This window comes from Kaistella sp. CFF1-2 (assembly GCF_059509915.1).
Window position 1 is genome coordinate 552,514 of sequence record NZ_JCAKLF010000002.1, and the last position, 21,812, is coordinate 574,325.

A 21,812-nucleotide genomic window follows, 5' to 3' on the forward strand; every position below is an offset into this window, starting at 1 on the left:
CTTGGAACATTCTACTTTTGGAATAACAAATAAATCCCTATGAAAACTCAATTTTCCTTTTTACTCTTTCTGCTTTTTATAATCGGAAACGCTCAAATAAAAATTTCTGGGAAAGTAACCTATAAAAACAAAGGCGTAAAAGATATTTCGGTAACATTGAAAGACACCTACGATGGCGCAACCACCGATGAGCAAGGAAATTATAGCTTTGAAACGACGGAAAAAGGAAATTTCGAACTAGTTTTCACGAATCCAAAATTCGTTGATTATTCAGAAAACATAACACTTGAGAGTGAAAATATTCAGAGAAATATTTCGTTAAAAGAAGCCTTCAATGAAATTGACGCGCTGGTGATTTCTGTAGGCTCGATTGAAGCCAGCGACAAAAAACGAGCAACAGCATTGCTTACTCCGCTTGATATTTACACAACTGCAGGTGCTGATGGTCAAATCACTTCAGCTTTAAATTATCTTCCAGGTGTACAACGTGTTGGTGAATCCGAAGGCTTGTTCATTCGAGGTGGAACGGGAACCGAAAGTAAAATTTTCATGGATGGAAACCTAATCAACAATTATTTTTCATCTTCCGTTCCGGGGATTGCTGGTCGCGACCGCTTTAACACGTCACTTTTCAAAGGAAATGTATTTTCTAGTGGCGGATATTCTGCGCTTTATGGGCAAGCGCTTTCCGGAGTTCTTATTTTGGAAAGTGTCGATCTCCCTGATACGTCTTCGTATGATTTCGGCGTTTCACCCATTTTTCTGTCAGGAAGTGTGCAGCGATTATCGAAGTCGAAAACCTCTTCGTACGGAGCGAGTCTTTCGTATTCCAATTTAGATTTGATGCAAAAGATTCTCAATTTCGACACTGATTTTTCAAAAGCTCCGCAAGGAATTGGTGCCGATGCTAATTTGAGAATCAAAACGAAAAATGGCGGCATGTTGAAATATTACGGAAGTTACGATCAAAATAAAATGGCTGTTCGTTCGGAAAATGAATTGGGAAAACAACAAATTAACCTAAACGCGCACAACACATTTCATACGCTTTCTTATCGTGAAAAAGTTGGAAAATACGGCTTAAACCTTTCTACGTCTGTTGCGAATAACCAAAATGATTTAAATTTCGACCTTCTGCAAGATCAAACTTCGCGCGAATTTGATGTGAATGAAAAAGGAAATTACTTTAATCTGAAAGGAATTGTTGATAGAAAACTAGGCGTGAAAACGATCGTTAGAGCTGGTTTTGAATTGAATAATGCTTCCGAATCAAACAACTCCAATAAAAAATACCGTGATTTAATTTCATCCTTTTTCGCCGAATCGGATTGGAGTTTGAGCAATCATTTCTCTGCAAAATTGGGTTTACGAACCGAACACTCTTCCTTTTTAGACAAATCGAATTTTGCGCCAAGACTTGCTTTAGCGTATCGAATTTCACCCAATTGGACGGCCTCTTTTGCTTATGGCTTGTTTTATCAAAACCCAGAAAGTAAATATTTGAATTCGGATGCGGCGTTGACATTTCAAAAAGCGGAACATTATATTTTTCAACTTCAACGAAATTCGGAAGGACGAAGTTTACGTTTAGAAGCTTTCTTGAAAAACTACGATAAATTAACCAAAACCAAAGGTGACAATTACATTCAAACGGCTTATAGCAACAATGGAAACGGACAAGCCAAAGGTTTAGAGTTTTTCTGGAAAGACAAAAAAACCTTCAAAACCATTGATTATTGGGTTACATATTCCTATTTGGATACCCAACGTGATTTCTTAAATTTTCCAATCAAAATGACGCCAAATTTCGCCGCAAAACATACACTTTCGTTGGTAGCAAAGAAATTTGTTCCAACTTGGAAAACCGGCCTCAACATTTCATACAACTATGCGAGTGGTCGTCCGTATTACGATATCGTTACCGAAAATGGGAGCAACATTATGCGTGAATACGGTCGTTTAAAAGACTACTCGTCTATGAATTTTAGTTTGAACTACCTACCCAATCTTGGAAAAAAAGATACAAAAGCCTTTACTGTTTTGGTTTTAAGTGTTTCAAACATTCTTGGAAACAATAATATTTACGGGTATAATTTCAGTCAAAATGGAGCATATAAATCACCAATACTTCCGCCAGTAAAAACGTTTGTATTCGTAGGTGCATTCATCAGTTTTGGTGTTGATAGAACCAACGATGCGATAAACAATAATTTATAGGAAATCATCGTTTTTGTTTTGAAGTATAAAAATTTCTAATTTTGTCATGAAAAACAAACAATGATGAAACCCTTTTGTATAGCATTAGGCGTCTTTTTTTCTGTGCTCCTATCCGCACAAGTAGAGAAAGAACCTACTTATCTTGAACTTCTTAGTGAAAAAGTTTCTCGTGTTGAGGCTGCAAAAACCTCTCAAAACCAAGACCAACTAACTCAACTTTCGGCCGAATTTTTAGAATTGGCGGATAAAGAAAAAAAAGAGTGGCTTCCTTACTATTATGCTTCTTATTTACTTATTTTAAAAGGTCAAATTCTGGTTCAAGAAAACAAGAATAAGGAAATCGAAGATGTGGCTTATCACGCACAAAAGCCGCTATACGCTGCAAAAAAATTAAGCCCAAACAATCCCGAAATTTTGGTTTTACAAAAGTTGATTTATCAGCTTGAAAAATACATAAAACCATCAGAAATATATCAAAACGGCGGTCCCATGGCGGTTCAGTTGGTTTCAGAAATGCGTAAAAAATTTCCAAAAAACCCGAGAGTTACCATGCTTATTGGTGAAGATTTAGTTCTTACATCGAAGCAATATGGTGGAAATAAGGAAAAAGGAATCGAGCAACTTCAGAAGGCTTTGGGACAGTTTGAAACCTTCAAACCCGAATCAAATCTGCACCCAAATTGGGGAAAAGAAATCGTTGAAAAGCTTCTTGAAAACGCAAAAAAATAAGCGTTTTACCATTCAGTATTCAAAAATTGCCTTTCGGTAAGAAAAATTATCATTCGTTTTCGAAAGCCTTTACCTTTGGTTCATAATTTAAAAATCAGCACAATGAAAAAATTATGGATCGCAGGTGTGTTTATGGTAATGACCTTACACGTTTCTGCACAAACTGGATACGAAACCGCAATGAATGGCAAAATTGCTAAAATTGAAAGTCACCTTTCTCAAGATGAATTTACCGCTTTGTCCAACGATTTTAAACGCATTGGCGAAAAGGAAAAAACACAGTGGCTTCCATATTACTACGCGACTTTTGCACAAATCCAAAAAGGGAGAATGCTTATGCGAGAAAACAAATTATCTGACCTAGATGCGATTGCTGCCGAAGCACAAAAAAGCCTAGATCAAGCCTCAGCATTAAGCAAAGACAATGCGGAAATTCTGATTCTTCAAAAGATGATTCACTCCCTAAAAATGATGGTTGACCCAATGTCTCGTTATATGACGGAAGGAATGGCTGCCAATGAAGCGTTAGGAAAAGCAGAAGCTTTGGATCCCACAAACCCGAGAGTTACCTTGCTAAAAGCGGAAGACACCTACTTTACACCAGCACAATTTGGTGGAAGCAAAGAAAAAGGAATTGAGCTTTTCAAAAAAGCAATCGAACAATACGGCAGCTATAAACCAGCAAGTGCACAAGCGCCAAATTGGGGGAAAGCGGAAGCAGAGTATTTTTTAGCGCAAAAACCTTAATTTAGGAGTCTTTCAAACGAAGAAAATTGTAGTAATCTAAGGTAGAAATCCTCATGAATAAAAAAGCGTTTATAAGCATTAATGTTATCGCAATTACAATTGGTATTCTTGCTTTTCTGTTCATGTCTGACGAGTACTCACCAAGAGTTTTTGCCTATTCTATGGGAATTTCCTTCTTGTATTCGTATGCTTTTGGGGTTGGAAATGGGGTTTTGAATGATTATCTCAATAAAAAATACCCATGGACAATCGAAACCAAAAAAAGAACCTACATCGGGATAATCGTTACAGTTATTATAAACTTACTTCTTGTTTACATTTGCAATTACGTCAATTTCATACTAATTCAGGGAGAAGAACCGCAAAATATGTGGAATGGAAAGATGAATTTCCGAATTTGGTTTTTCCTAAATCTTTCGTTGATGGTTTCAGCAGTGCTTCATGCCAAAGCTTTTATGGAGGCTTGGAAGGCGTCAGCAAGAAAACAAGTTGTCGAGCAAAAAATTATTGCAAAGTCTGCGAACGCTCAGTTTGAAAGCCTTAAAAATCAACTAGATCCGCATTTTTTGTTTAATTCGTTAAATGTTTTGGATGCCTTGATTGAGGAAAATCCACAACAAGCTCAGCGATTTACCAACGACATGTCGAAAATCTATCGCTATGTTCTTGATCAAAAAGACAAAGAATTGGTGACCATCTCGGAGGAAATCAACTTTGCGAAAACCTATTGTGAATTATTAAAAACCCGATTTGAAGACAGTGTTTCGTTTGAATTTCAAATAGAAGACAGTCAGCTTTCTAATTATGTTGTTCCGCTTTCGTTGCAATTGCTTTTGGAAAATGCGATAAAACATAATTACGCAACCGAAAAAAAACCATTACACATCAAAATTTTCACTGAAAATGGAAATTTATGTGTTCAAAACAACACGCAAGTGCGAGAAATTATCAAAGAACGGGAAGGCATTGGCTTATCCAATATTGTTCAGCGATATTCGCTTGTATCAAAGAAAAATGTCCATATAGAGCAATCGGACGACTATTTTAAAGTTTTAATACCCATCTTAACAGAAAAAATAACCACCATGGAAAATAAAATGAATACCAACGATGTTTTAGCATACGACCGAGCTGTAAAACGTGTAAAAGAAATCAAAGGATTTTACGGAAACCTTATCTCCTACTGTCTTGTCATCCCATTTTTAATCTTTGTCAACCTGAGAACTTCACCCGAATACCATTGGTTTTGGTGGCCGATGTTGGGTTGGGGAATTGGGGTAGTTTCGCACGGTTTCCAAGTTTTCGGAATTGGAAAAAATTGGGAAGATCGCAAGATTAAAGAGCTTATGGAAAAAGACCGTTACAAATCCTAAAACGAAATCACCATGGAACATACAAAGTATCCAGAACTAGAAGAGCGTTTCCCGGATATTAACGAAAGGCATCGCTATTTGAGAGCACAAAATAGACTAAGAGAATTAAAATCATTCTACACCCATTTTTTTATCTATTTGATTGTTAATGCTATTATCATCATTTCCAATATGAAACATGAAGTAAATTGGGGAATTGATTCTTTCGGAACAGCCATTTTATGGGGAATTGTCATTTTGATTCATGCAGGTGTGGTCTTTCTTCCTAATTTTGTCATGGGCAAGAACTGGGAAGAAAAGAAAATTCAGGAATTCATGGAAAAATATAAAAACTAAAATCATGGAAACCCTAAACGAAAACAAATCCTATAAAAGAGCAAAAGAACGGGTTACAGAACTGAAATCATTCTATATTATGATCGTTGGTCTTGTTTTATTAGTCCCTTTTTTATACTTTTTAAATATAAAGACAACTCCAGATTATCATTGGTTTTGGTTCCCAACAACCTGTTGTACCATTAGTATTTTAGGGTATAGCATTTATCTTTTCGCTGGAAAAAGTTGGGAGGAGAAAAAGATTCAAGAATTAATGAAAAAGTAAAAAAGACGACAAGTTTATGATAAAAACAATTTTGATTGAGGACGAAAAACCAGCCGCGAGAAAACTAGAACGAATTTTAGGTTTGTTTACTGATATTGAACATCTTGCAACATTACATTCAGTAGAAGAAAGTATTGATTATTTGCTAAATAATGAACACCCTGATTTGGTATTTTCCGATATCGTTTTGGGAGATGGATTGTCGTTCGATATTTTTGAAAAAGTCCCAAGTCGAAGTTTTATCATTTACACAACGGCGTTTGATAATTATACGTTGAAAGCGTTTAAACTCAATTCAATTGATTATTTATTAAAGCCAATAACGGAAGAAGACGTTTCGGCTGCCATTGAAAAATACAAATCGTTTGCGCCTCAAGATCAACATTACAAGCAGTTGAATTTTAAAGAACTCATCAAAAAAGATCAACCGAAAATATCAAGAATTGTCGCAAAAATCGGCTACAACCTCAAAATTGTACCTATTGAAGAAGTGAGCTGTTTCTACAGCGAAAATAAAATTGTGTACGCACAAACTTCCGAAAGAGCTTTCCCAACGGATTTCACTTTAGATGAATTGGAAAAATCGCTAGAAGATGCCGATTTTTTTCGAGTAAATCGTCAGTTTATTATTCGACTGAAGGCTATCAAAAATATTCACACCTCTCCTAATTTCAAAGTGGATTTGGATTTTCAACCAGCGGAAGAAATCAGTGTTAGTCGGGATCGTGTAAAAGATTTTAAAGAATGGATTACTAGTTAAGTTAATCCGCAATCGTTTTAATTACGGGTTCTGGAACGCTTCCGCCTCTTCCACGACCATAATATTGTGCGTTAACTTGAACATCATTAGGGTTTTCAATGATAATTCCCTTTATTTCTTCGGAAGTAAATTTTAGACTTTCTTTATCGTTAAGCACTTGAAGCAGCGTTCCATCTGAAGAATACACTTTTATCAGCTTGTTTGATTGATCTTTATTTGCAATCTCAAATGAAAAACTTCCATCCTCTTTAATTCGTTCAATTTGAATTTTTTGATGTGGTTTTATTTTCAAAATCGTTGCGTAAGTACCCATAAATTTTGATGCACCAACGCAAGAAGTAACTATCAGCAAAAGGCATAAAAACAAAAGAAGTTTTTTCATAAAATGTAAAACTTTTTCATTTAAACGTCTCTTTTCTATGAAATAACTCCACTTCCTAACAACTCTTCACCATCATACCACGCAGCAAATTGACCTTCTGCAACCGCAGATTGTGGAACATCAAATTCAATATAACAAGCGTCTTCAAATTGATACAAAGTCGCTTTTTCCAATCCTTGACGGTAGCGAATTCGTGCCATAATCTCTCGAGTCTCACCCGCTTTTAAGCGTAAATCTTCACGTACCCAATGCACCTCATCGTTATTGATTTTCAAAGCTTTGTAAAATAATCCTGGAAAATTTCGTCCTTCGCCAACAAACAGAATATTGTTTTCCATATCGCGATGAATACAGAAACACGATTCTTTGTGACCACCAATTCCCAAACCTTTACTTTGACCAATCGTATAATATTGCGCACCTTGATGTTTTCCAATTACTTTTCCATCCGATTTCTGATATTCAATCTTTTTCGAAAGGAAAGCCAATTCTTCTTCTTTTGATGAAAAATGCGGCTTTTCTTGATGAAAAGCTTCAAAATCATTAAAAATCTCTACAATTTCGCCTTCTTTTGGCTTCAGTTGTTGTTTTAGAAATTCGGGTAAACTTACCTTCCCGATAAAACATAAACCTTGTGAATCTTTTTTATCTGCAGTAACCAATCCTATTTCTTTCGCAATTTCGCGAACTTCAGGTTTTGTTAATTCTCCAATAGGAAACAATGCTTTAGAAAGCTGATCTTGATTTAGCTGACAAAGAAAATACGATTGATCTTTATTGTTATCCTTACCTGCTAAAAGATGAAAAACGTCATTCCCAGATTCATCAACGTGAGAATTCACACGCGCATAATGTCCCGTTGCAACTTTCTCTGCACCAAGCGATAAGGCTGTCTTCAGAAACACATCAAACTTCACTTCACGGTTGCATAAAACGTCAGGATTTGGCGTTCTACCCTTTTCATATTCGGCGAACATATAATCAACAATGCGTTCTTTATACAATTCGCTCATATCGATCACTTGAAACGGAATTCCAAGTTTCTTGGCTACCATCAAAGCATCATTACTATCCTCTATCCAAGGACATTCATCTTCCAACGTAACGGATGCGTCATTCCAATTTCGCATAAAAAGGCCAATCACTTCGTGACCTTGTTGCTGCAACAGATACGCTGCTACACTACTATCAACACCACCGGACAATCCTACTACTACTTTCATAATCTTTGATTAGGCAGAAAATACACTCTGCATTTGAAGACTGCAAATTTACGATTTTGAAAGGGAATAATCTTAAACTGTGATAAATGCTTTATATTTGCCTTATAGAATTAAAAAATACAATGCGATGAAAAAGATAGCTTCTTTATTCCTGATTTCGTTCAGTGTTATGGCTTTTTCACAAATGATTTCCACCTCCAAAACTGACTCTCGTTGGACGTACGGAGGAGGCGCTGGAGTTGGGGTTTCTGGTGGAAGTGGTGGTACAGGAACCACAATCAGCATCTCGCCAAGAATTGGATATCGTGTCACAGATGATTTTGAAGTGGGTGTAGCGGGAGGTTTTACATGGGGAAATTCAAAATACTATTCTTCCACGATGTTTGGGATTGGTCCTTTTGCTAATTACTATTTTGGTAGAAGTTTTTATATTTCGGGATTGTTTCAGGAATATTTTATCAATCAAAAAGACAAATACAATAATCAAAAATACTCTACTGATGAAGCGGCTTTGTATTTAGGCGCCGGATATATGCAGCGTATTGGTGATCGTGCTTATATGCAGTTGGGAGCTTCGTACAACGTTTTGTATAAGGAAAACTCTTCGGTATTTAGCAGTGGTTTTGTTCCTAATATCGGAATTGTCTTTGGACTTTAAAATGATTTTAAATTATCAGAAAATATAAAAGCAGGCTTTAAAGCCTGCTTTTTTGTTTCGTATTTTTCTATTCTTATCGGACTGAATAATATTCAACCCCATGATGTTCTTCGGAAAAATCTTGGTTCGAAAACAAGTGCTGAAAATCGTTATACGGATTGTATTCTGGGTGTTTTGAGGTAAATTTTTTCAACGCCCAAAACCCAAATGCAACCACCAAACCGATACCACTCGCTAACAAAACACTTTTTTCACTCTTTCTCATAACGTACATTTTGTTTTCGTTAAGATACAAATAATATTCCTTTATGATTCGTGAAAATATTAAAGTTTGTTAATCTTTGACACCTTAAATTCATCAAATAACCCTATTTTTGGGAAAATCTAAATTAAAATGACAAAAAAATCACTAGTTGCACTAGGTGCAATTGCTGTATTTTCATTTATGAATGCACAAAATTCAAAAATGGTTTATCCTAAAACGGAAAAAGGAAATCATGTAGATGAGTATTTTGGTACTAAGGTAGCAGATCCGTACCGCTGGTTGGAAGACGATATGTCGGCAAATACCAAAGATTGGGTTCAAAGGGAAGTTGCTTTTTCTAAAAATTATTTAGACCAAATACCTTTTCGTGAAGAAATCAGAAAACAGCTAAAAGATATCTGGAATTACGAAAAAATTGGTTCACCTTTCAAAGAAGGAGACTATACGTATTTCTATAAAAATGACGGTCTTCAAGCGCAATCGGTGTTGTACAGAACTGATAAAAGTGGAAAAACAGACGTTTTCTTGGATCCCAACAAGTTTTCGGACAAAGGAACAACATCGCTTGCCGGAATTTCATTCAACAAAAAAGGAAATCTTGTTGCGTACAAAATTTCTGAAGGTGGAAGCGACTGGAATAAAATTATCATTCTTGACGCTAACACAAAAAAACAAATCGACAAAACCTTAGTTGACGTAAAATTCTCAGGCGTTGCTTGGCTTGGTGACGAAGGTTTTTTCTATTCTAGCTATGACAAGCCAGACGGAAGTGCTCTTACGGCGCAAACCGATACGCACAAAATCTATTTTCACAAGTTAGGAACGAAGCAATCCCAAGATCAAATGATTATTGGGGGAACTGATTTCAAGAGAAGATATCTTGGTTTAGGCGTTTCTGAAGATGAGCGTTTCTTAATTCTTAACGCATCCAACGCAACCAACGGAAACGAATTGTATCTAAAAGATTTGAAAGGAAATTCAAAAGAATTTACACCAATTCAAACAGGGTTCGATTATAATACGCATGTTGTAGATACGAAAGGAGACGACGTGTATGTCATGACCGATAAGAATGCGCCAAACATGAAGTTGCAGAAATTCAGCATTAAAAATCCAAAAGTGTGGACGGATGTTATTCCTGAAACCGAAAACGTTCTTAGCGTTTCTACAGGTGGTGGTTATATTTTTGCAAAATACATGAAAGATGCCATTTCATACATCAGACAATTGGATTTTGACGGAAAGTTAGTTCGTGAAATTAAACTTCCGGGAACCGGTACTGCTGGTGGTTTTGGTGGAAAACTAGAGGAAAAAGAAATGTACTATTCTTTTACCAACTATATTACTCCAGGAACGATTTATAAATTCAATGCAGATACAGGTAAATCTGAGGTTTATCAGAAGCCAAAAGTAAAATTCAACCCAGAAGATTACGTTTCAGAGCAAGTTTTCTACACATCTAAGGATGGAACAAAAATCCCAATGATGATTTCCTACAAAAAAGGATTGAAGAAAAACGGTAAAAACCCAACGATGCTGTACGGTTACGGAGGCTTCAACACAAGTATTACTCCTGCTTTCTCTGTTGTTAATGCAATTTGGATGGAAAATGGCGGTGTTTATGCAGCTCCAAACATTAGAGGTGGTGGTGAATACGGTAAAAAATGGCATGATGCAGGTACAAAAATGCAGAAGAAAAACGTATTCGAAGACTTTATCGCTGCTGGAGAATATTTACAGAAAAACGGCTATACCTCTAAAGAATACATGGCGCTTTCCGGAAGATCAAACGGTGGTTTATTGGTTGGTGCAACGATGACGATGCGCCCAGATTTAGCTAAAGTTGCCTTCCCTGGCGTTGGCGTTTTAGATATGCTTCGTTATAACAAATTTACTGCGGGAGCAGGTTGGTCATACGACTACGGAACTGCTGAAGATAACAAAGAAATGTTTGAATATTTGAAGTCGTATTCGCCTGTTCACACCGTGAAAAAAGGCGTTTGTTATCCGTCAACAATGATTATTACGAGTGATCATGATGATCGTGTTGTACCAGCGCATTCATTTAAGTTTGGTGCCGAGTTGCAAGATAAGCAAGCGTGCAACAACCCAATTCTTTTAAGAATCGAGGTTAATGCAGGACACGGTGCGGGAAGATCTACCGATCAAGTTATTGGAGAAAACACCGATTTAATGAGCTTTGCGCTTTATGAAATGGGGATTAAATCCTTAAAAAAATAAATCGTCTTTTCTAAATAAAGTGAAAAGCCCTAGATGATCTAGGGCTTTTTTTAATTATATAACAGAAAATAAAATACCTATAATACTTTTTAGTATAATCCTACTATTTTTACTTGTATAGAAAAACAATTTGTTATGGAGAACTTCACACCCATGTCTACATTAAGCCAAGTGATGGCGAAATTGGCAAAGGAAAAAGGCATACAACGAGAGTTTCGCATGGATGAGAACGGAAAAATGTCACTTCAAGATACGGATCACGATTATCAACCTAAAGATTTAGTTATACTGAAAACGTATCGCTTTGAAGGGGCAAGTGATCCCGATGACAATGCCATATTGTATGTGATTCAGGATCACTATCAAAACAAAGGAATTATTATTGACGTGTACGGTGTTGATAGTAATTATCCTGGTGATGCTTTTGATACTTTTATTCGTGATATCCCTGTTGACGAACAAGACGAATATAATTTCGACCACTAAAACATTCTTTTTTAATAAACTATTGAAAGTTAAGGCTGCAGAATTTATTCTTCAGCCTTTTCTTTTTTCTTGAATACGTTCTTAAAAAAACCACCTTTTTTAGGCTCTTCTGTAGTTGGTGTCTCCGTAGGAGTAGTTCCCGGTTTTGTAATACTCCGTACTTTATCTCCTGCTTTTTGTCCAGCACCTTTTACGGCCTCTTTTACATTCTGTGACTTCTCCTTCACATTGCTCACTTTCTCTTTTGTTTTCACAATGCTTGTTCCCACCAAAGTTTTTGCTAAGCCTTCTTCAATCCCTTTCCAAAATAAATTAAAAAACGATTTCGTTGGATCTCTCTTTACGCCTTCTACGAGAACACTTTCTGGATAATCACCCGAATTGGATTTCACAAAAATATTGGCAACAGTAGATAGAATTTTATTTTTGGCCCCGTCTTGCTTCAAAATGGAAACCTTAAAATCTTTATGTTGCATATTGAGTTTCCCTCCGATTCCGTTTCTGTTTCCTTTAAAATCAAATTTCAAATCTTGAATCGTTCCCGTTGTTCTTATTTTCAAATACGGTTCTACAAACTGGTTGATTCGTACCGCTGGTAGATTAGAAAAATTCCCCGCAATACTGAAATTATCGGCATGATCCGCCGCGTTCATATTCCATCGAACAACCATTGGCGAAACATCAAAAAACTTACAATTCACCGTAATTGGTATTGCCGTAGGCTTTCCTTTCATCTTTCCAGAATTCAAATGTTTTGCATTCAAATTAAAACCACTAAAGGTCAAAGTTCCTGGTCCATCGCTTTTGGGTGTATCTTCTTCATATTCTAATTTTGAGTTTTTAACATCCAAATTGGCAATATACATGGGAAATTTAATCGATCGAAGCGCTTCCGAATACAACGGTTTTATGCTTAAATCGTCTTTGGGAACTTTGCTTCGGAAAATATTAGCATCCATGCCATCGAGAGTTACTTCCTGCGCATTGATGTATTGATTACTTGAAATCAAATTCCAATCACCTTTCATTAAAATTTGATTGATTGAGATCGTGTACAAATCTTTTTCAGAAGGAATCATCCGAATGAATTGCGTACGCGTGTAGCGAGGTTTCATGCTGAATTTCCCAATTTTTAATTGGTTTTTATCTACTTGAACATATTGACTCGACAGGTCGTAAAACTTCGTTTTGTATTTGAAATTTTCAGTTGAAATGCTAAACGATTGCGATTTGAATGGTATGGCGCTTTTCACCGTTTGTTCATTCATTTCAATCGCCTTTATCGATGCATTTAGTTTTTTAAATTCAAGCGGCTGTTTTCCTTTATCATACGTAAGATTCGAGTTTCGCAAAACCACATTCCCCACTTTTAAAGGAAATAGAATTGCGCTATAATCGGCTTTTTTCTTCGTAGGTTGGGCTCCGGAAGCGGTAATTGTTCCATTGAGTTGATCGACTAAAACAGTATTTACATCTAATTTTAGTTTCTTGTTTTCAAATCCCCATGAGTTTAATTTTAAATTCAATTGCTTTAAACTCATATCCGCCACCGTTTTTTGTGTTGACTTGGACTTGGCTTTAAAAACCAAATCTCGAAAATCACCCGACTTTTCGTTGATGGCAAAATTAGCCAAATGAACAAGCTGTTCATCGGTGCTAACATTAACATCCGATCCTTTTACGCTAAGCTTTTCAAACGCAACTGGAAGTTTTTCTTGAGCTGTAGTTTCGTTCAATTTGATTTTTTGAACATTCATCGTCATATCACCAATAGAAACAAAATCTTGATCGTTCGGGTGTTTGATTTTAATTTTTGCATTGGTTAATTGAACCTCATCCAAACTTACTTCAAAAGCCAAAGGTTTGCTACTCTTTTTCGGTTGTGCGTTGGTGGTTTCTATCGTTAATTCAGGATTTAGGAAATTGATTTTAGACAAACTCAAATTCTTCTTTTTCAACCCGATATCTTTAAAAGTCATCGCTTGAGCTTTAAATGTAAACAAGGATTTTTCGTTAGGAAACAGTCGAATAAAGTCCGTTTTCGATAGTTGCGGAAGCAACTGAAATTTAGAAATTAGCATTTGCTCATTGTCTGTAGCTACTTTTTCGGCAAAAATCGCATAACGTTGGTCTGGACGGAAATAAAAATTATCTCCTTGAATATCATAATGATCAAAAACAACGGGAAGTTCGCTTTCAACCGATTCTTCTGTCATTTGAAGGTTTTCAACATCCAGTTTCAGATTCTGAACACTAAAAAACTTGGATCGATCGTGTTTATAAATTTCGATATTTCCTTCATGTATACGGATGTTTTCAAACTTCACAGGATTTGGCTTTTTGCCCGTTTTTTCATTCACTGGTTTAGCCAACGTAATTTTTAGTTTAGGCTTCGCCAAAAGCAAATCCTCGGAGCTAATCATCTTATTGTATAGGGCATCATATACTCCGAAGCGACTTATCTTCAAGGAATCTATCGTTCCTTCAAGGCCGATAACGTTTTGGTTATTGGGATTTTTATTTTGAACCTGAATGCCCGTCGCCAAGATGTTTCCGGTACCTAAATCGACATTTAGACTTTGATATTGAACTTTATAATCCGAGTTTTTCTGAATGACTTTCGGAAGTTGATATTTAAGATAAGTGTTGAAGGCAAAATTGGCTAAAAGCACAATTCCTAAAATCACACCTAAAGCAATGGCTAGTTTCCGCACCCATTTATTTTTCATCATTGTAATTCAATATCAAATACAAAACTAAAGGAAAAAGCCTCTAGAAACGAAAAGAGTGGAAATTTTGAAAACTTTGAGAAAGAATTAAGAAACCACTAAATCAATCACATAACCTTCATGGTTACGAACATTAAGAAATTGATCGCCTTCAAAATGTAAATATTGGCCTTTAATCCCTTTTAAAACAGCCGTGAATTCAGGTTTTTTGTCCAAAGTAAACGCGGTTACTTTTTCTGGTTTTTGATACGGATAATCGAGCTGAACGATTTCTCCATGTGCCGAATAAAATTTTTCGAAATCTTGTGGAAAATACGTTTCAATTTTATTTCGGAAATCCACCAAATCCAAATCGTCTTCAAAATCATCTTGAAGCATTTTCTTGTAATTGGTTTTATCAGGAACGTGTTCTTTCAACGCAACTTCAATCATTCCCGCTTCGTATCTATTTTCCGTTTTTGCAATTGGTAAGGCGAAAGTTGCCCCTTGATCAATCCAACGTGTTGGAACTTGCGTTTCACGAGTTACACCTACTTTCACTTCGCCCGTATACGCTAGATATACGATATGCGGCTGCAATTGAATTTCTTTTTCCACTTCTAAATCTCGCTCTTCAATTCCAAGATGCGCGGTTGAAAGCTCGGGACGAATGATCGTTTCACTCGCATAAGGACTTTCAAAAAAGCATTGCTTGCAAAATCCCATCCGATAAATAGGCTTATCAAGATGACAATTCACGCATTCATACCCTGTATGTTTTACAGTTAACGTTTTCCCGATAAGTTGATTCACATTCAGCAAATCGACTGATAAAGAAAGATAATATTGAATGGGCTCTGCCAAAACACTTGACATTTTAAGAATTTGTCCTTGAAAAAGCATATGATGAAATTTAGAAGTAAAAGTAATAAATTTGCATCACATATAAGGTTATGAAATATCTGGTTACAGGCGGAAGCGGTTTTATTGGTTCGCACTTGGTGGAAGCTCTTTTGAACAATGGACATTCTGTCATTAATGTGGACAATTTTGATGATTTTTACGATTATCGTATCAAAACCCGAAATACATTAGAAAGTTTACCCTATTCTACCGAGTTTTCTTTAACTAATTCTAAAGAAACGGATATTAAAAACTTAGTCAACGCGACGCAACATACCACATATTCACTTGTCTACCAAGACATTCGTGACATTGATGGACTTCGAACTATTTTCGCGAATGAAGACATTGATTTGGTGATTCATCTTGCGGCTTTAGCAGGCGTTCGTCCTTCTATTGAACGTCCTTTAGACTATGAAGAAGTAAACATCAAAGGAACAATGAATCTTTGGGAATTGTGCAAAGAATATGGCATTAAAAAATTCGTATGCGCCTCATCTTCTAGCGTTTATGGCAATAACGAGAAAATACCTTTTTCGGAAGAAGACAATGTTGATAGACCCATTTCACCCTACGCAGCAACCAAAAAATGCGGTGAAATTTTAGGACACGTTTATCATCATTTGTATCATATTGATATGGTTCAATTGCGGTTTTTTACGGTGTATGGACCACGACAAAGACCAGATTTAGCAATACATAAATTCACACAACTAATTGCGGACCACCAAGAGATTCCTTTTTACGGAGATGGCTCTACAGCAAGAGATTACACGTATATTGATGATATTATTGATGGTATTTTAAAATCGGTAAAATATCTTGAAGAACACAATAACGTGTATGAAATTATAAATTTGGGGGAAAGCGAAGTCGTTAATTTGGACACAATGCTAGGAACGATCGAGTCTCAAATGGGCACGAAAGCCATTAAAAACCCGCTCCCCATGCAACCTGGCGATGTTAATTGCACCAATGCAGATATTGACAAAGCAAAAAAATTAATTGACTATCGACCGACAACAACCTTCCAAAATGGCATAAAAAAATTTGTGGAATGGTTTTTGTCAAAATGATGAAAAAATAGTCGGAAATGGCGAGCTTTTCACGATTCACATCAAATCTGAAAAAATATCCAAAATTTCGGACAAAATAATTGAAAATCAGAGTAGAAAAACTTTGTAATCTCATCTAATTTTTTACTTTTGCAAAAAATATTATACATATGTATTGGACATTAGAATTGGCTTCATATTTAAGCGATGCACCTTGGCCAATGACCAAGGCAGAACTTATTGATTACGCAATTAGAACTGGAGCACCAATGGAAGTGGTAGAAAATCTTCAAGCAATCGAAGACGAAGGAGAAATCTATGAGTCCATTGAAGAGGTTTGGAGCGACTATCCAACGGATGAAGATTTCCTTTGGAACGAAGACGAATATTAAAAGCGATAAGCTTTAGGTACTAAGCCTGAAGCTTATTCTATTTTTTATATATCATATACACGTAATCCGTGTTATTAAAAACGCTTACTGCAATTAGCACTAGGCATAAAGCAAACATTTTATGAGTTTTTTAAACAATATTCTAAAGGGTTTTTTGGGGGACAAAAACGCCAACGACCTGAAAGAAGTGAAAAAAGTAGTTACTAAAATAAAGGCAGCCGAGCCAGCAATCCAACAGCTTTCAGATGACGGATTGAGAGAAAAAACGGCAGAATTCAAAACAAAAATCAAAGCCGCTTCGGCTAATGTGACGAGTGAGATTGAACAATTAAACGAGAAAATCACAACGTCTACCAATATTGATGAAAAAGAAAGCTTTTTCTCAAGAATTGAAGTTTTGAAAAAAGAAGCCTACGATCTTGAAGAGAAAGTGCTTAACCAAATTCTTCCTGAAGCTTTTGCCTTAGTAAAAGAAACAGCAAGAAGATTGGCTCAAAACGGAGGTTTAACGGTTACGGCAAACGATATGGACCGTGAACTTTCTCAAACCAAAGATTTTGTTACTATTGAAGGAGACAAAGCTCATTTCAAAAATACATGGAACGCGGCAGGAACGCCGGTTCTTTGGGACATGGTTCACTATGACACTCAGTTTATTGGTGGTGTGGTATTGCACTCTGGTAAAATTGCCGAGATGGCAACTGGGGAAGGTAAAACCCTTGTGGGAACACTTCCTATTTACTTAAATGCGCTTCCAGAAAGAGGAGTTCACGTTGTAACGGTGAACGACTATCTTGCAAAAAGAGACTCGGCTTGGATGGGACCATTGTACCAATTTCACGGAATGACGATCGATTGTATCGATAATCACCAACCGAATTCAGATTCTAGAAGAAAAGCATACAACTCGGATATTACGTACGGCACCAACAACGAATTTGGTTTCGATTATTTGAGAGACAACATGGTGGGTTCTCCAGAAGAATTAGTTCAAAGAGATCTAAACTTTGCAATTGTCGATGAGGTTGACTCCGTTTTAGTTGATGATGCAAGAACGCCTTTGATTATTTCTGGTCCTGTTCCACAAGGAGACAGACAAGAGTTTGATGTTTTAAAACCATCGGTTGACCGTATTGTTGAAATTCAGAAAAAGACCATTACGCAAGTTTTCAACGAAGCGAAAAAATTAATCACTGCAGGAAACACAAAAGAAGGAGGTTTCAAACTTCTTCAAGCCTACAGAGGTCTTCCTAAAAACAGACAATTGATTAAATTCCTTTCGGAAAGTGGTAACAGAGCGCTTTTACAGAAAGTTGAAGCACAATACATGCAAGATAACAATCGCGATATGCCGAAGGTTGACAAAGACCTATATTTCGTGATTGATGAAAAAAATAATCAAGTAGACCTTACTGATAAAGGGGTTGAATACATGTCCCAAGGAAACTCAGACCCTAACTTCTTCGTATTGCAAGATATCGGAACTGAAATCGCAGAATTGGAGTCTAAAAACCTAACGAAAGACGAAGAATTTGCAGAAAAGGAAAGACTTTTCGGTGAGTTTGCTGAGAAATCAGAACGTGTACATACCATGAGTCAATTACTTAAAGCGTATACGCTTTTTGAAAAAGATGATGAGTACGTTGTTATTGATGGTGAAGTAAAAATAGTTGACGAACAAACAGGTCGTATCATGGATGGGAGACGTTATTCTGACGGACTTCACCAGGCAATCGAAGCAAAGGAAAATGTAAAAATTGAAGCGGCGACACAAACGTTTGCAACAATTACTTTACAGAACTATTTCCGTATGTACAACAAACTTGCGGGGATGACGGGTACAGCTGAAACAGAAGCGGGTGAATTATGGCAAATCTACAAATTGGATGTTGTTGTAATCCCGACTAACAGACCAATCCAAAGACATGATCGTCACGATTTAGTGTATAAAACAAACCGTGAAAAATACAATGCGGTAATCGAGGAAATAGAGAAATTAACATCGGCTGGAAGACCAGTTCTTGTGGGTACAACTTCGGTAGAAATCTCTCAATTACTTTCTAGAGCATTGCAATTAAGAAAAATTCCGCACCAAGTATTGAATGCGAAATTACATAAAAAAGAAGCTGAAATTGTTGCAGGAGCTGGACAACCTGGTGTTGTAACGATTGCAACGAACATGGCTGGTCGTGGTACCGATATTAAATTGACTGGTGAAGTAAAAGACGCCGGAGGTTTAGCAATTATTGGTACAGAAAGACACGATTCTAGACGTGTTGACAGACAGTTAAGAGGTCGTGCGGGTCGTCAAGGTGATCCAGGATCTTCTCAGTTCTACGTTTCTTTGGAAGATAACTTGATGCGTCTATTCGGTTCGGAAAGAATTGCGAAAATGATGGACAGAATGGGTCATAAAGAAGGTGAAGTTATTCAGCATTCGATGATTTCTAAATCCATTGAAAGAGCGCAGAAAAAAGTAGAAGAAAACAACTACGGTGTTCGTAAGAAGTTGTTGGAATATGATGATGTGATGAACAAGCAAAGAGACGTTATCTACAAACGTCGAAAAAATGCATTGTTCGGAGATCACTTGAAGTACGATATCGCGAATATGATTTACGACGTTTCCTTCTCTATCGTTAACAATGGTAAAAACGAAGGTGACTTCAAAAATTTCGAATACGAAATCATTAAAAACTTCACCATGGAATCTCCAGTAAGTGAAGACGATTTCAAAAATAAGCAAGTAAAAGAACTTACGGATATTGTTTTCAAAGCGGCTCAAGAAGATTATCAAAACAAACTAAACTTGATGAAAGAGAAAGCGTTACCTATTATTCAGAACGTTTATCAAAATCAAGGAAGTATGTTTAAGATGATTCAGGTTCCTTTCACTGATGGTAATAAGACAATGACTATCGTGACAAACCTTGAAAAAGCAAACGAAACTAATTGCGAAAGCTTAATCAATGATTACGAAAAGAACATTACTTTGGCTATTATTGATGACAACTGGAAGCAACACCTTCGTGAAATGGATGATTTGAGAAGATCTTCTCAAGGAGCCGTTTACGAACAAAAAGACCCGTTGATTATCTACAAACAAGAATCTTTCCACCTATTCAGCGAAATGATGGATAAGATGAACAAAGAAATTGTTTCATTCTTGTACAGAGGAGAAATTCCTGCTTAACTCAAGCAAATCAAAATAGAAAAAGCGAGCCTCGGGCTCGCTTTTTTTATTTATACTCATTCCATAAAACGAATGATTTACAATATAAAAAAGAATTCGTAACGATACTATTCCTCATTTTTTAATTTTTTATTAATTTTATTGTCTCAATTTTAAACAATGGCATTAGTTGACTTATCAAGGCAGGTTGCATTAGGAATAGACATTGGTGGAACCAATACGAAATTCGGTTTGGTGAACCATCGAGGTGAAATCCTTTCTAAAGGAAATATCCGAACAGATGAATATGAACATGTAGAAGATTTTATTGATGCGCTTTACGACCTCATCCAACCGATGATTAAAGTACATAGCCCTAATTCCAATTTTGATGGAATTGGTGTCGGTGCACCTAATGCGAACTACTATCGCGGAACGATTGAACATGCACCCAACTTACGTTGGAAAGGTGTTATTAATTTTGCTGAGTTGATGAGCAAAAAATTCGGTGTTCCATGTAAGATGACGAACGACGCCAATGCAGCAGCTTTAGGAGAAATGATGTTCGGTGCTGCTCGAGGAATGAAAGATTTTATCATGATTACACTTGGAACGGGCGTAGGAAGTGGAATCATCTCGAACGGGCAATTAATTTATGGACACGATGGTTTTGCGGGTGAATTAGGTCATACGATTGTAAAACCTGGAGGGAGAAAACATTGGAGTACGGGTTCTGAAGGTTGTTTAGAAGCATACGCATCGGCAACAGGAATTGCGATTACGGCAAAGAAATTCCGTGCTGAGTTTCCAGAATCCATGTTGAACGAATATCCTGAAGAAGAAATCAACTCAAAAACCGTTCATGAATGTGCTATTAAAGGCGATCCAACAGCCATGGAGGTTTTTAGATATACAGGACAAAAATTAGGTGAAGCCTTAGCGAACTTCGTGATGTTTTCTTCGCCTGAAGCTATTTTGCTTTTTGGTGGTGTTATCAAAGCAGGCGATTTCTTATTGAAACCGACTAAACTTCATATGGAGCGCAACCTTTTACCTATTTTTAGAGCAAAAGTTCCTTTGGTATTTAGTGAATTGGATGAGGCAGATGCAGCTATTTTAGGGGCAAGTGCCTTAGTTTGGGAAACCAAAAGACTATAATAAAAACAACAACGCACCTTCGGGTGCGTTTTTTAGCATTAAAAATGACTCGGCTTATGTTCCGTTTTCTTATTTTTATACTCGCTTTTAGTATGATTTCCTGCAATGGTCAGGATACAAAAGCGAAACAACCCAAAAAACAAGACCCTGTAATGAACAATCAAAACTTAGAAACAATCACTTTTGGTGGCGGATGCTTTTGGTGTGTTGAAAGCTGTTTTCACCTATTAAAAGGGGTAGATAAAGTGATTTCTGGATATTCTGGCGGACATAAAGAAAACCCAACCTATGAAGAGGTTTGTACAGGAGAAACTGGCCATGCAGAAGTGGTACAAATCACCTACGATCCAGCGATTATTTCTTACGATCAATTAATGGATGTCTTTTTCTTTTTACACGACCCAACGCAACTTAATAGACAAGGAAACGATATCGGAACGCAATACCGATCGGTGATTTATTATCAAAACGAGGCGGATTTAAATAGAGCAAAACAAGCGATAAAAACGTCGGAAGCATCTGGACGATGGAAAGGAACGTATGTAACCGAATTGGCTCCTTATGAAAAGTTTTGGCCAGCAGAAGCCTATCACCAAGGCTATTACAACGCCAACCCTACCCAACCCTATTGCAGCGCTGTTGTTGGTCCAAAGATTCAAAAATTTAAAAAACAATATTCCGAATTAGGATGGTTGAAATAAAAAAAGAGACGAAGTTGTTCGTCTCTTTTTTATTAATATTT

At 36.6% G+C, this 21,812-nt stretch carries 20 protein-coding genes; 15 read left to right on the forward strand and 5 right to left on the reverse strand.

Annotated features, from left to right (window positions below; genetic code table 11):
* Positions 1–39: 39 nt before the first annotated feature.
* The 7 genes from AC5XHR_RS07685 (at position 40) to AC5XHR_RS07715 (ending at position 6,427) form a co-directional block, all read left to right on the forward strand.
* Positions 40–2,217, forward strand: coding sequence for a TonB-dependent receptor (locus AC5XHR_RS07685; RefSeq protein ID WP_495950190.1), 2,178 nt, complete (start codon positions 40–42; stop codon positions 2,215–2,217).
* Positions 2,218–2,277: 60 nt separating this feature from the next.
* Positions 2,278–2,946, forward strand: coding sequence for a hypothetical protein (locus tag AC5XHR_RS07690; RefSeq protein ID WP_495950191.1), 669 nt, complete (start codon positions 2,278–2,280; stop codon positions 2,944–2,946).
* A 102-nt stretch (positions 2,947–3,048) separates the two neighbouring features.
* A complete protein-coding gene (locus tag AC5XHR_RS07695; RefSeq protein WP_495950192.1) occupies positions 3,049–3,693 on the forward strand; it encodes a hypothetical protein in 645 nt (214 codons plus the stop codon).
* Positions 3,694–3,746: 53 nt separating this feature from the next.
* Complete coding sequence (locus AC5XHR_RS07700; protein ID WP_495950193.1) at positions 3,747–5,066, forward strand: 2TM domain-containing protein; 1,320 nt, start codon at positions 3,747–3,749, stop codon at positions 5,064–5,066.
* A gap of 12 nt (positions 5,067–5,078) precedes the next feature.
* A complete protein-coding gene (locus tag AC5XHR_RS07705) occupies positions 5,079–5,402 on the forward strand; it encodes a 2TM domain-containing protein (protein ID WP_495950194.1) in 324 nt (107 codons plus the stop codon).
* Positions 5,403–5,406: 4 nt separating this feature from the next.
* Positions 5,407–5,667: a 2TM domain-containing protein gene (locus tag AC5XHR_RS07710; RefSeq protein ID WP_495950195.1), complete on the forward strand. Its 261-nt coding sequence runs from the start codon at positions 5,407–5,409 to the stop codon at positions 5,665–5,667.
* Positions 5,668–5,683: 16 nt separating this feature from the next.
* Positions 5,684–6,427, forward strand: a complete 744-nt coding sequence (locus AC5XHR_RS07715) for a LytR/AlgR family response regulator transcription factor (protein ID WP_495950196.1) — start codon at positions 5,684–5,686, stop codon at positions 6,425–6,427.
* Between the two features lies 1 nt (position 6,428).
* Here the strand turns inward: AC5XHR_RS07715 and AC5XHR_RS07720 are convergent, their stop codons facing one another.
* Together AC5XHR_RS07720 and mnmA are read right to left on the reverse strand one after the other, a co-directional pair.
* A complete protein-coding gene (locus tag AC5XHR_RS07720; protein ID WP_495950197.1) occupies positions 6,429–6,809 on the reverse strand; it encodes a hypothetical protein in 381 nt (126 codons plus the stop codon).
* Between the two features lie 35 nt (positions 6,810–6,844).
* Positions 6,845–8,032, reverse strand: coding sequence for a tRNA 2-thiouridine(34) synthase MnmA (mnmA, locus tag AC5XHR_RS07725; protein WP_495950198.1), 1,188 nt, complete (start codon positions 8,030–8,032; stop codon positions 6,845–6,847).
* A 127-nt stretch (positions 8,033–8,159) separates the two neighbouring features.
* On the opposite strand from mnmA, the gene AC5XHR_RS07730 reads away from it, so the two are divergent.
* The gene (locus AC5XHR_RS07730; RefSeq protein ID WP_495950199.1) at positions 8,160–8,690 is read left to right on the forward strand and encodes an outer membrane beta-barrel protein; all 531 of its coding nucleotides are present in this window, start codon (positions 8,160–8,162) and stop codon (positions 8,688–8,690) included.
* 73 nt (positions 8,691–8,763) lie between these two features.
* Here the strand turns inward: AC5XHR_RS07730 and AC5XHR_RS07735 are convergent, their stop codons facing one another.
* Positions 8,764–8,955: a hypothetical protein gene (locus tag AC5XHR_RS07735; RefSeq protein ID WP_495950200.1), complete on the reverse strand. Its 192-nt coding sequence runs from the start codon at positions 8,953–8,955 to the stop codon at positions 8,764–8,766.
* 129 nt (positions 8,956–9,084) lie between these two features.
* Here AC5XHR_RS07735 and AC5XHR_RS07740 point away from each other — a divergent pair, with 129 nt between their 5' ends.
* Both AC5XHR_RS07740 and AC5XHR_RS07745 read left to right on the forward strand, forming a co-directional pair.
* Positions 9,085–11,196 carry a prolyl oligopeptidase family serine peptidase gene (locus AC5XHR_RS07740; RefSeq protein ID WP_495950201.1) on the forward strand — a complete coding sequence of 704 codons (2,112 nt, stop codon included), beginning with the start codon at positions 9,085–9,087 and terminating at the stop codon, positions 11,194–11,196.
* Positions 11,197–11,331: 135 nt separating this feature from the next.
* On the forward strand, positions 11,332–11,682 hold the full coding sequence (locus AC5XHR_RS07745) for a hypothetical protein (RefSeq protein WP_495950202.1): 351 nt from the start codon (positions 11,332–11,334) through the stop codon (positions 11,680–11,682).
* 44 nt (positions 11,683–11,726) lie between these two features.
* Here the strand turns inward: AC5XHR_RS07745 and AC5XHR_RS07750 are convergent, their stop codons facing one another.
* Both AC5XHR_RS07750 and AC5XHR_RS07755 read right to left on the reverse strand, forming a co-directional pair.
* Positions 11,727–14,411: a hypothetical protein gene (locus tag AC5XHR_RS07750; RefSeq protein WP_495950203.1), complete on the reverse strand. Its 2,685-nt coding sequence runs from the start codon at positions 14,409–14,411 to the stop codon at positions 11,727–11,729.
* An 87-nt stretch (positions 14,412–14,498) separates the two neighbouring features.
* Positions 14,499–15,293 (reverse strand): DUF2797 domain-containing protein, encoded by a 795-nt coding sequence (locus tag AC5XHR_RS07755; protein ID WP_495950204.1) that lies wholly within the window; start codon positions 15,291–15,293, stop codon positions 14,499–14,501.
* Between the two features lie 50 nt (positions 15,294–15,343).
* Between AC5XHR_RS07755 and AC5XHR_RS07760 the strand changes: the two genes are divergently transcribed.
* The 5 genes from AC5XHR_RS07760 (at position 15,344) to msrA (ending at position 21,771) form a co-directional block, all read left to right on the forward strand.
* Positions 15,344–16,369, forward strand: a complete 1,026-nt coding sequence (locus AC5XHR_RS07760) for a GDP-mannose 4,6-dehydratase (RefSeq protein ID WP_495950205.1) — start codon at positions 15,344–15,346, stop codon at positions 16,367–16,369.
* Between the two features lie 149 nt (positions 16,370–16,518).
* Positions 16,519–16,740 (forward strand): DUF2795 domain-containing protein, encoded by a 222-nt coding sequence (locus tag AC5XHR_RS07765; RefSeq protein WP_002662059.1) that lies wholly within the window; start codon positions 16,519–16,521, stop codon positions 16,738–16,740.
* Between the two features lie 121 nt (positions 16,741–16,861).
* Positions 16,862–19,933: a preprotein translocase subunit SecA gene (secA, locus tag AC5XHR_RS07770; protein ID WP_495950206.1), complete on the forward strand. Its 3,072-nt coding sequence runs from the start codon at positions 16,862–16,864 to the stop codon at positions 19,931–19,933.
* Positions 19,934–20,092: 159 nt separating this feature from the next.
* Positions 20,093–21,070, forward strand: a complete 978-nt coding sequence (locus AC5XHR_RS07775) for an ROK family protein (protein WP_495950207.1) — start codon at positions 20,093–20,095, stop codon at positions 21,068–21,070.
* 56 nt (positions 21,071–21,126) lie between these two features.
* Positions 21,127–21,771, forward strand: coding sequence for a peptide-methionine (S)-S-oxide reductase MsrA (gene msrA, locus AC5XHR_RS07780; protein WP_495950208.1), 645 nt, complete (start codon positions 21,127–21,129; stop codon positions 21,769–21,771).
* Positions 21,772–21,812: the final 41 nt, after the last annotated feature.

Coding starts and splice junctions, on each gene's coding strand:
- AC5XHR_RS07685 (WP_495950190.1), top strand. CDS start 40: ATGAAAACTCAATTTTCCTTTTTACTCTTTCTGCTTTTTATAATCGGA.
- AC5XHR_RS07690 (WP_495950191.1), top strand. CDS start 2,278: ATGATGAAACCCTTTTGTATAGCATTAGGCGTCTTTTTTTCTGTGCTC.
- AC5XHR_RS07695 (WP_495950192.1), top strand. CDS start 3,049: ATGAAAAAATTATGGATCGCAGGTGTGTTTATGGTAATGACCTTACAC.
- AC5XHR_RS07700 (WP_495950193.1), top strand. CDS start 3,747: ATGAATAAAAAAGCGTTTATAAGCATTAATGTTATCGCAATTACAATT.
- AC5XHR_RS07705 (WP_495950194.1), top strand. CDS start 5,079: ATGGAACATACAAAGTATCCAGAACTAGAAGAGCGTTTCCCGGATATT.
- AC5XHR_RS07710 (WP_495950195.1), top strand. CDS start 5,407: ATGGAAACCCTAAACGAAAACAAATCCTATAAAAGAGCAAAAGAACGG.
- AC5XHR_RS07715 (WP_495950196.1), top strand. CDS start 5,684: ATGATAAAAACAATTTTGATTGAGGACGAAAAACCAGCCGCGAGAAAA.
- AC5XHR_RS07720 (WP_495950197.1), bottom strand. CDS start 6,809: ATGAAAAAACTTCTTTTGTTTTTATGCCTTTTGCTGATAGTTACTTCT.
- mnmA (WP_495950198.1), bottom strand. CDS start 8,032: ATGAAAGTAGTAGTAGGATTGTCCGGTGGTGTTGATAGTAGTGTAGCA.
- AC5XHR_RS07730 (WP_495950199.1), top strand. CDS start 8,160: ATGAAAAAGATAGCTTCTTTATTCCTGATTTCGTTCAGTGTTATGGCT.
- AC5XHR_RS07735 (WP_495950200.1), bottom strand. CDS start 8,955: ATGAGAAAGAGTGAAAAAAGTGTTTTGTTAGCGAGTGGTATCGGTTTG.
- AC5XHR_RS07740 (WP_495950201.1), top strand. CDS start 9,085: ATGACAAAAAAATCACTAGTTGCACTAGGTGCAATTGCTGTATTTTCA.
- AC5XHR_RS07745 (WP_495950202.1), top strand. CDS start 11,332: ATGGAGAACTTCACACCCATGTCTACATTAAGCCAAGTGATGGCGAAA.
- AC5XHR_RS07750 (WP_495950203.1), bottom strand. CDS start 14,411: ATGAAAAATAAATGGGTGCGGAAACTAGCCATTGCTTTAGGTGTGATT.
- AC5XHR_RS07755 (WP_495950204.1), bottom strand. CDS start 15,293: ATGCTTTTTCAAGGACAAATTCTTAAAATGTCAAGTGTTTTGGCAGAG.
- AC5XHR_RS07760 (WP_495950205.1), top strand. CDS start 15,344: ATGAAATATCTGGTTACAGGCGGAAGCGGTTTTATTGGTTCGCACTTG.
- AC5XHR_RS07765 (WP_002662059.1), top strand. CDS start 16,519: ATGTATTGGACATTAGAATTGGCTTCATATTTAAGCGATGCACCTTGG.
- secA (WP_495950206.1), top strand. CDS start 16,862: ATGAGTTTTTTAAACAATATTCTAAAGGGTTTTTTGGGGGACAAAAAC.
- AC5XHR_RS07775 (WP_495950207.1), top strand. CDS start 20,093: ATGGCATTAGTTGACTTATCAAGGCAGGTTGCATTAGGAATAGACATT.
- msrA (WP_495950208.1), top strand. CDS start 21,127: ATGTTCCGTTTTCTTATTTTTATACTCGCTTTTAGTATGATTTCCTGC.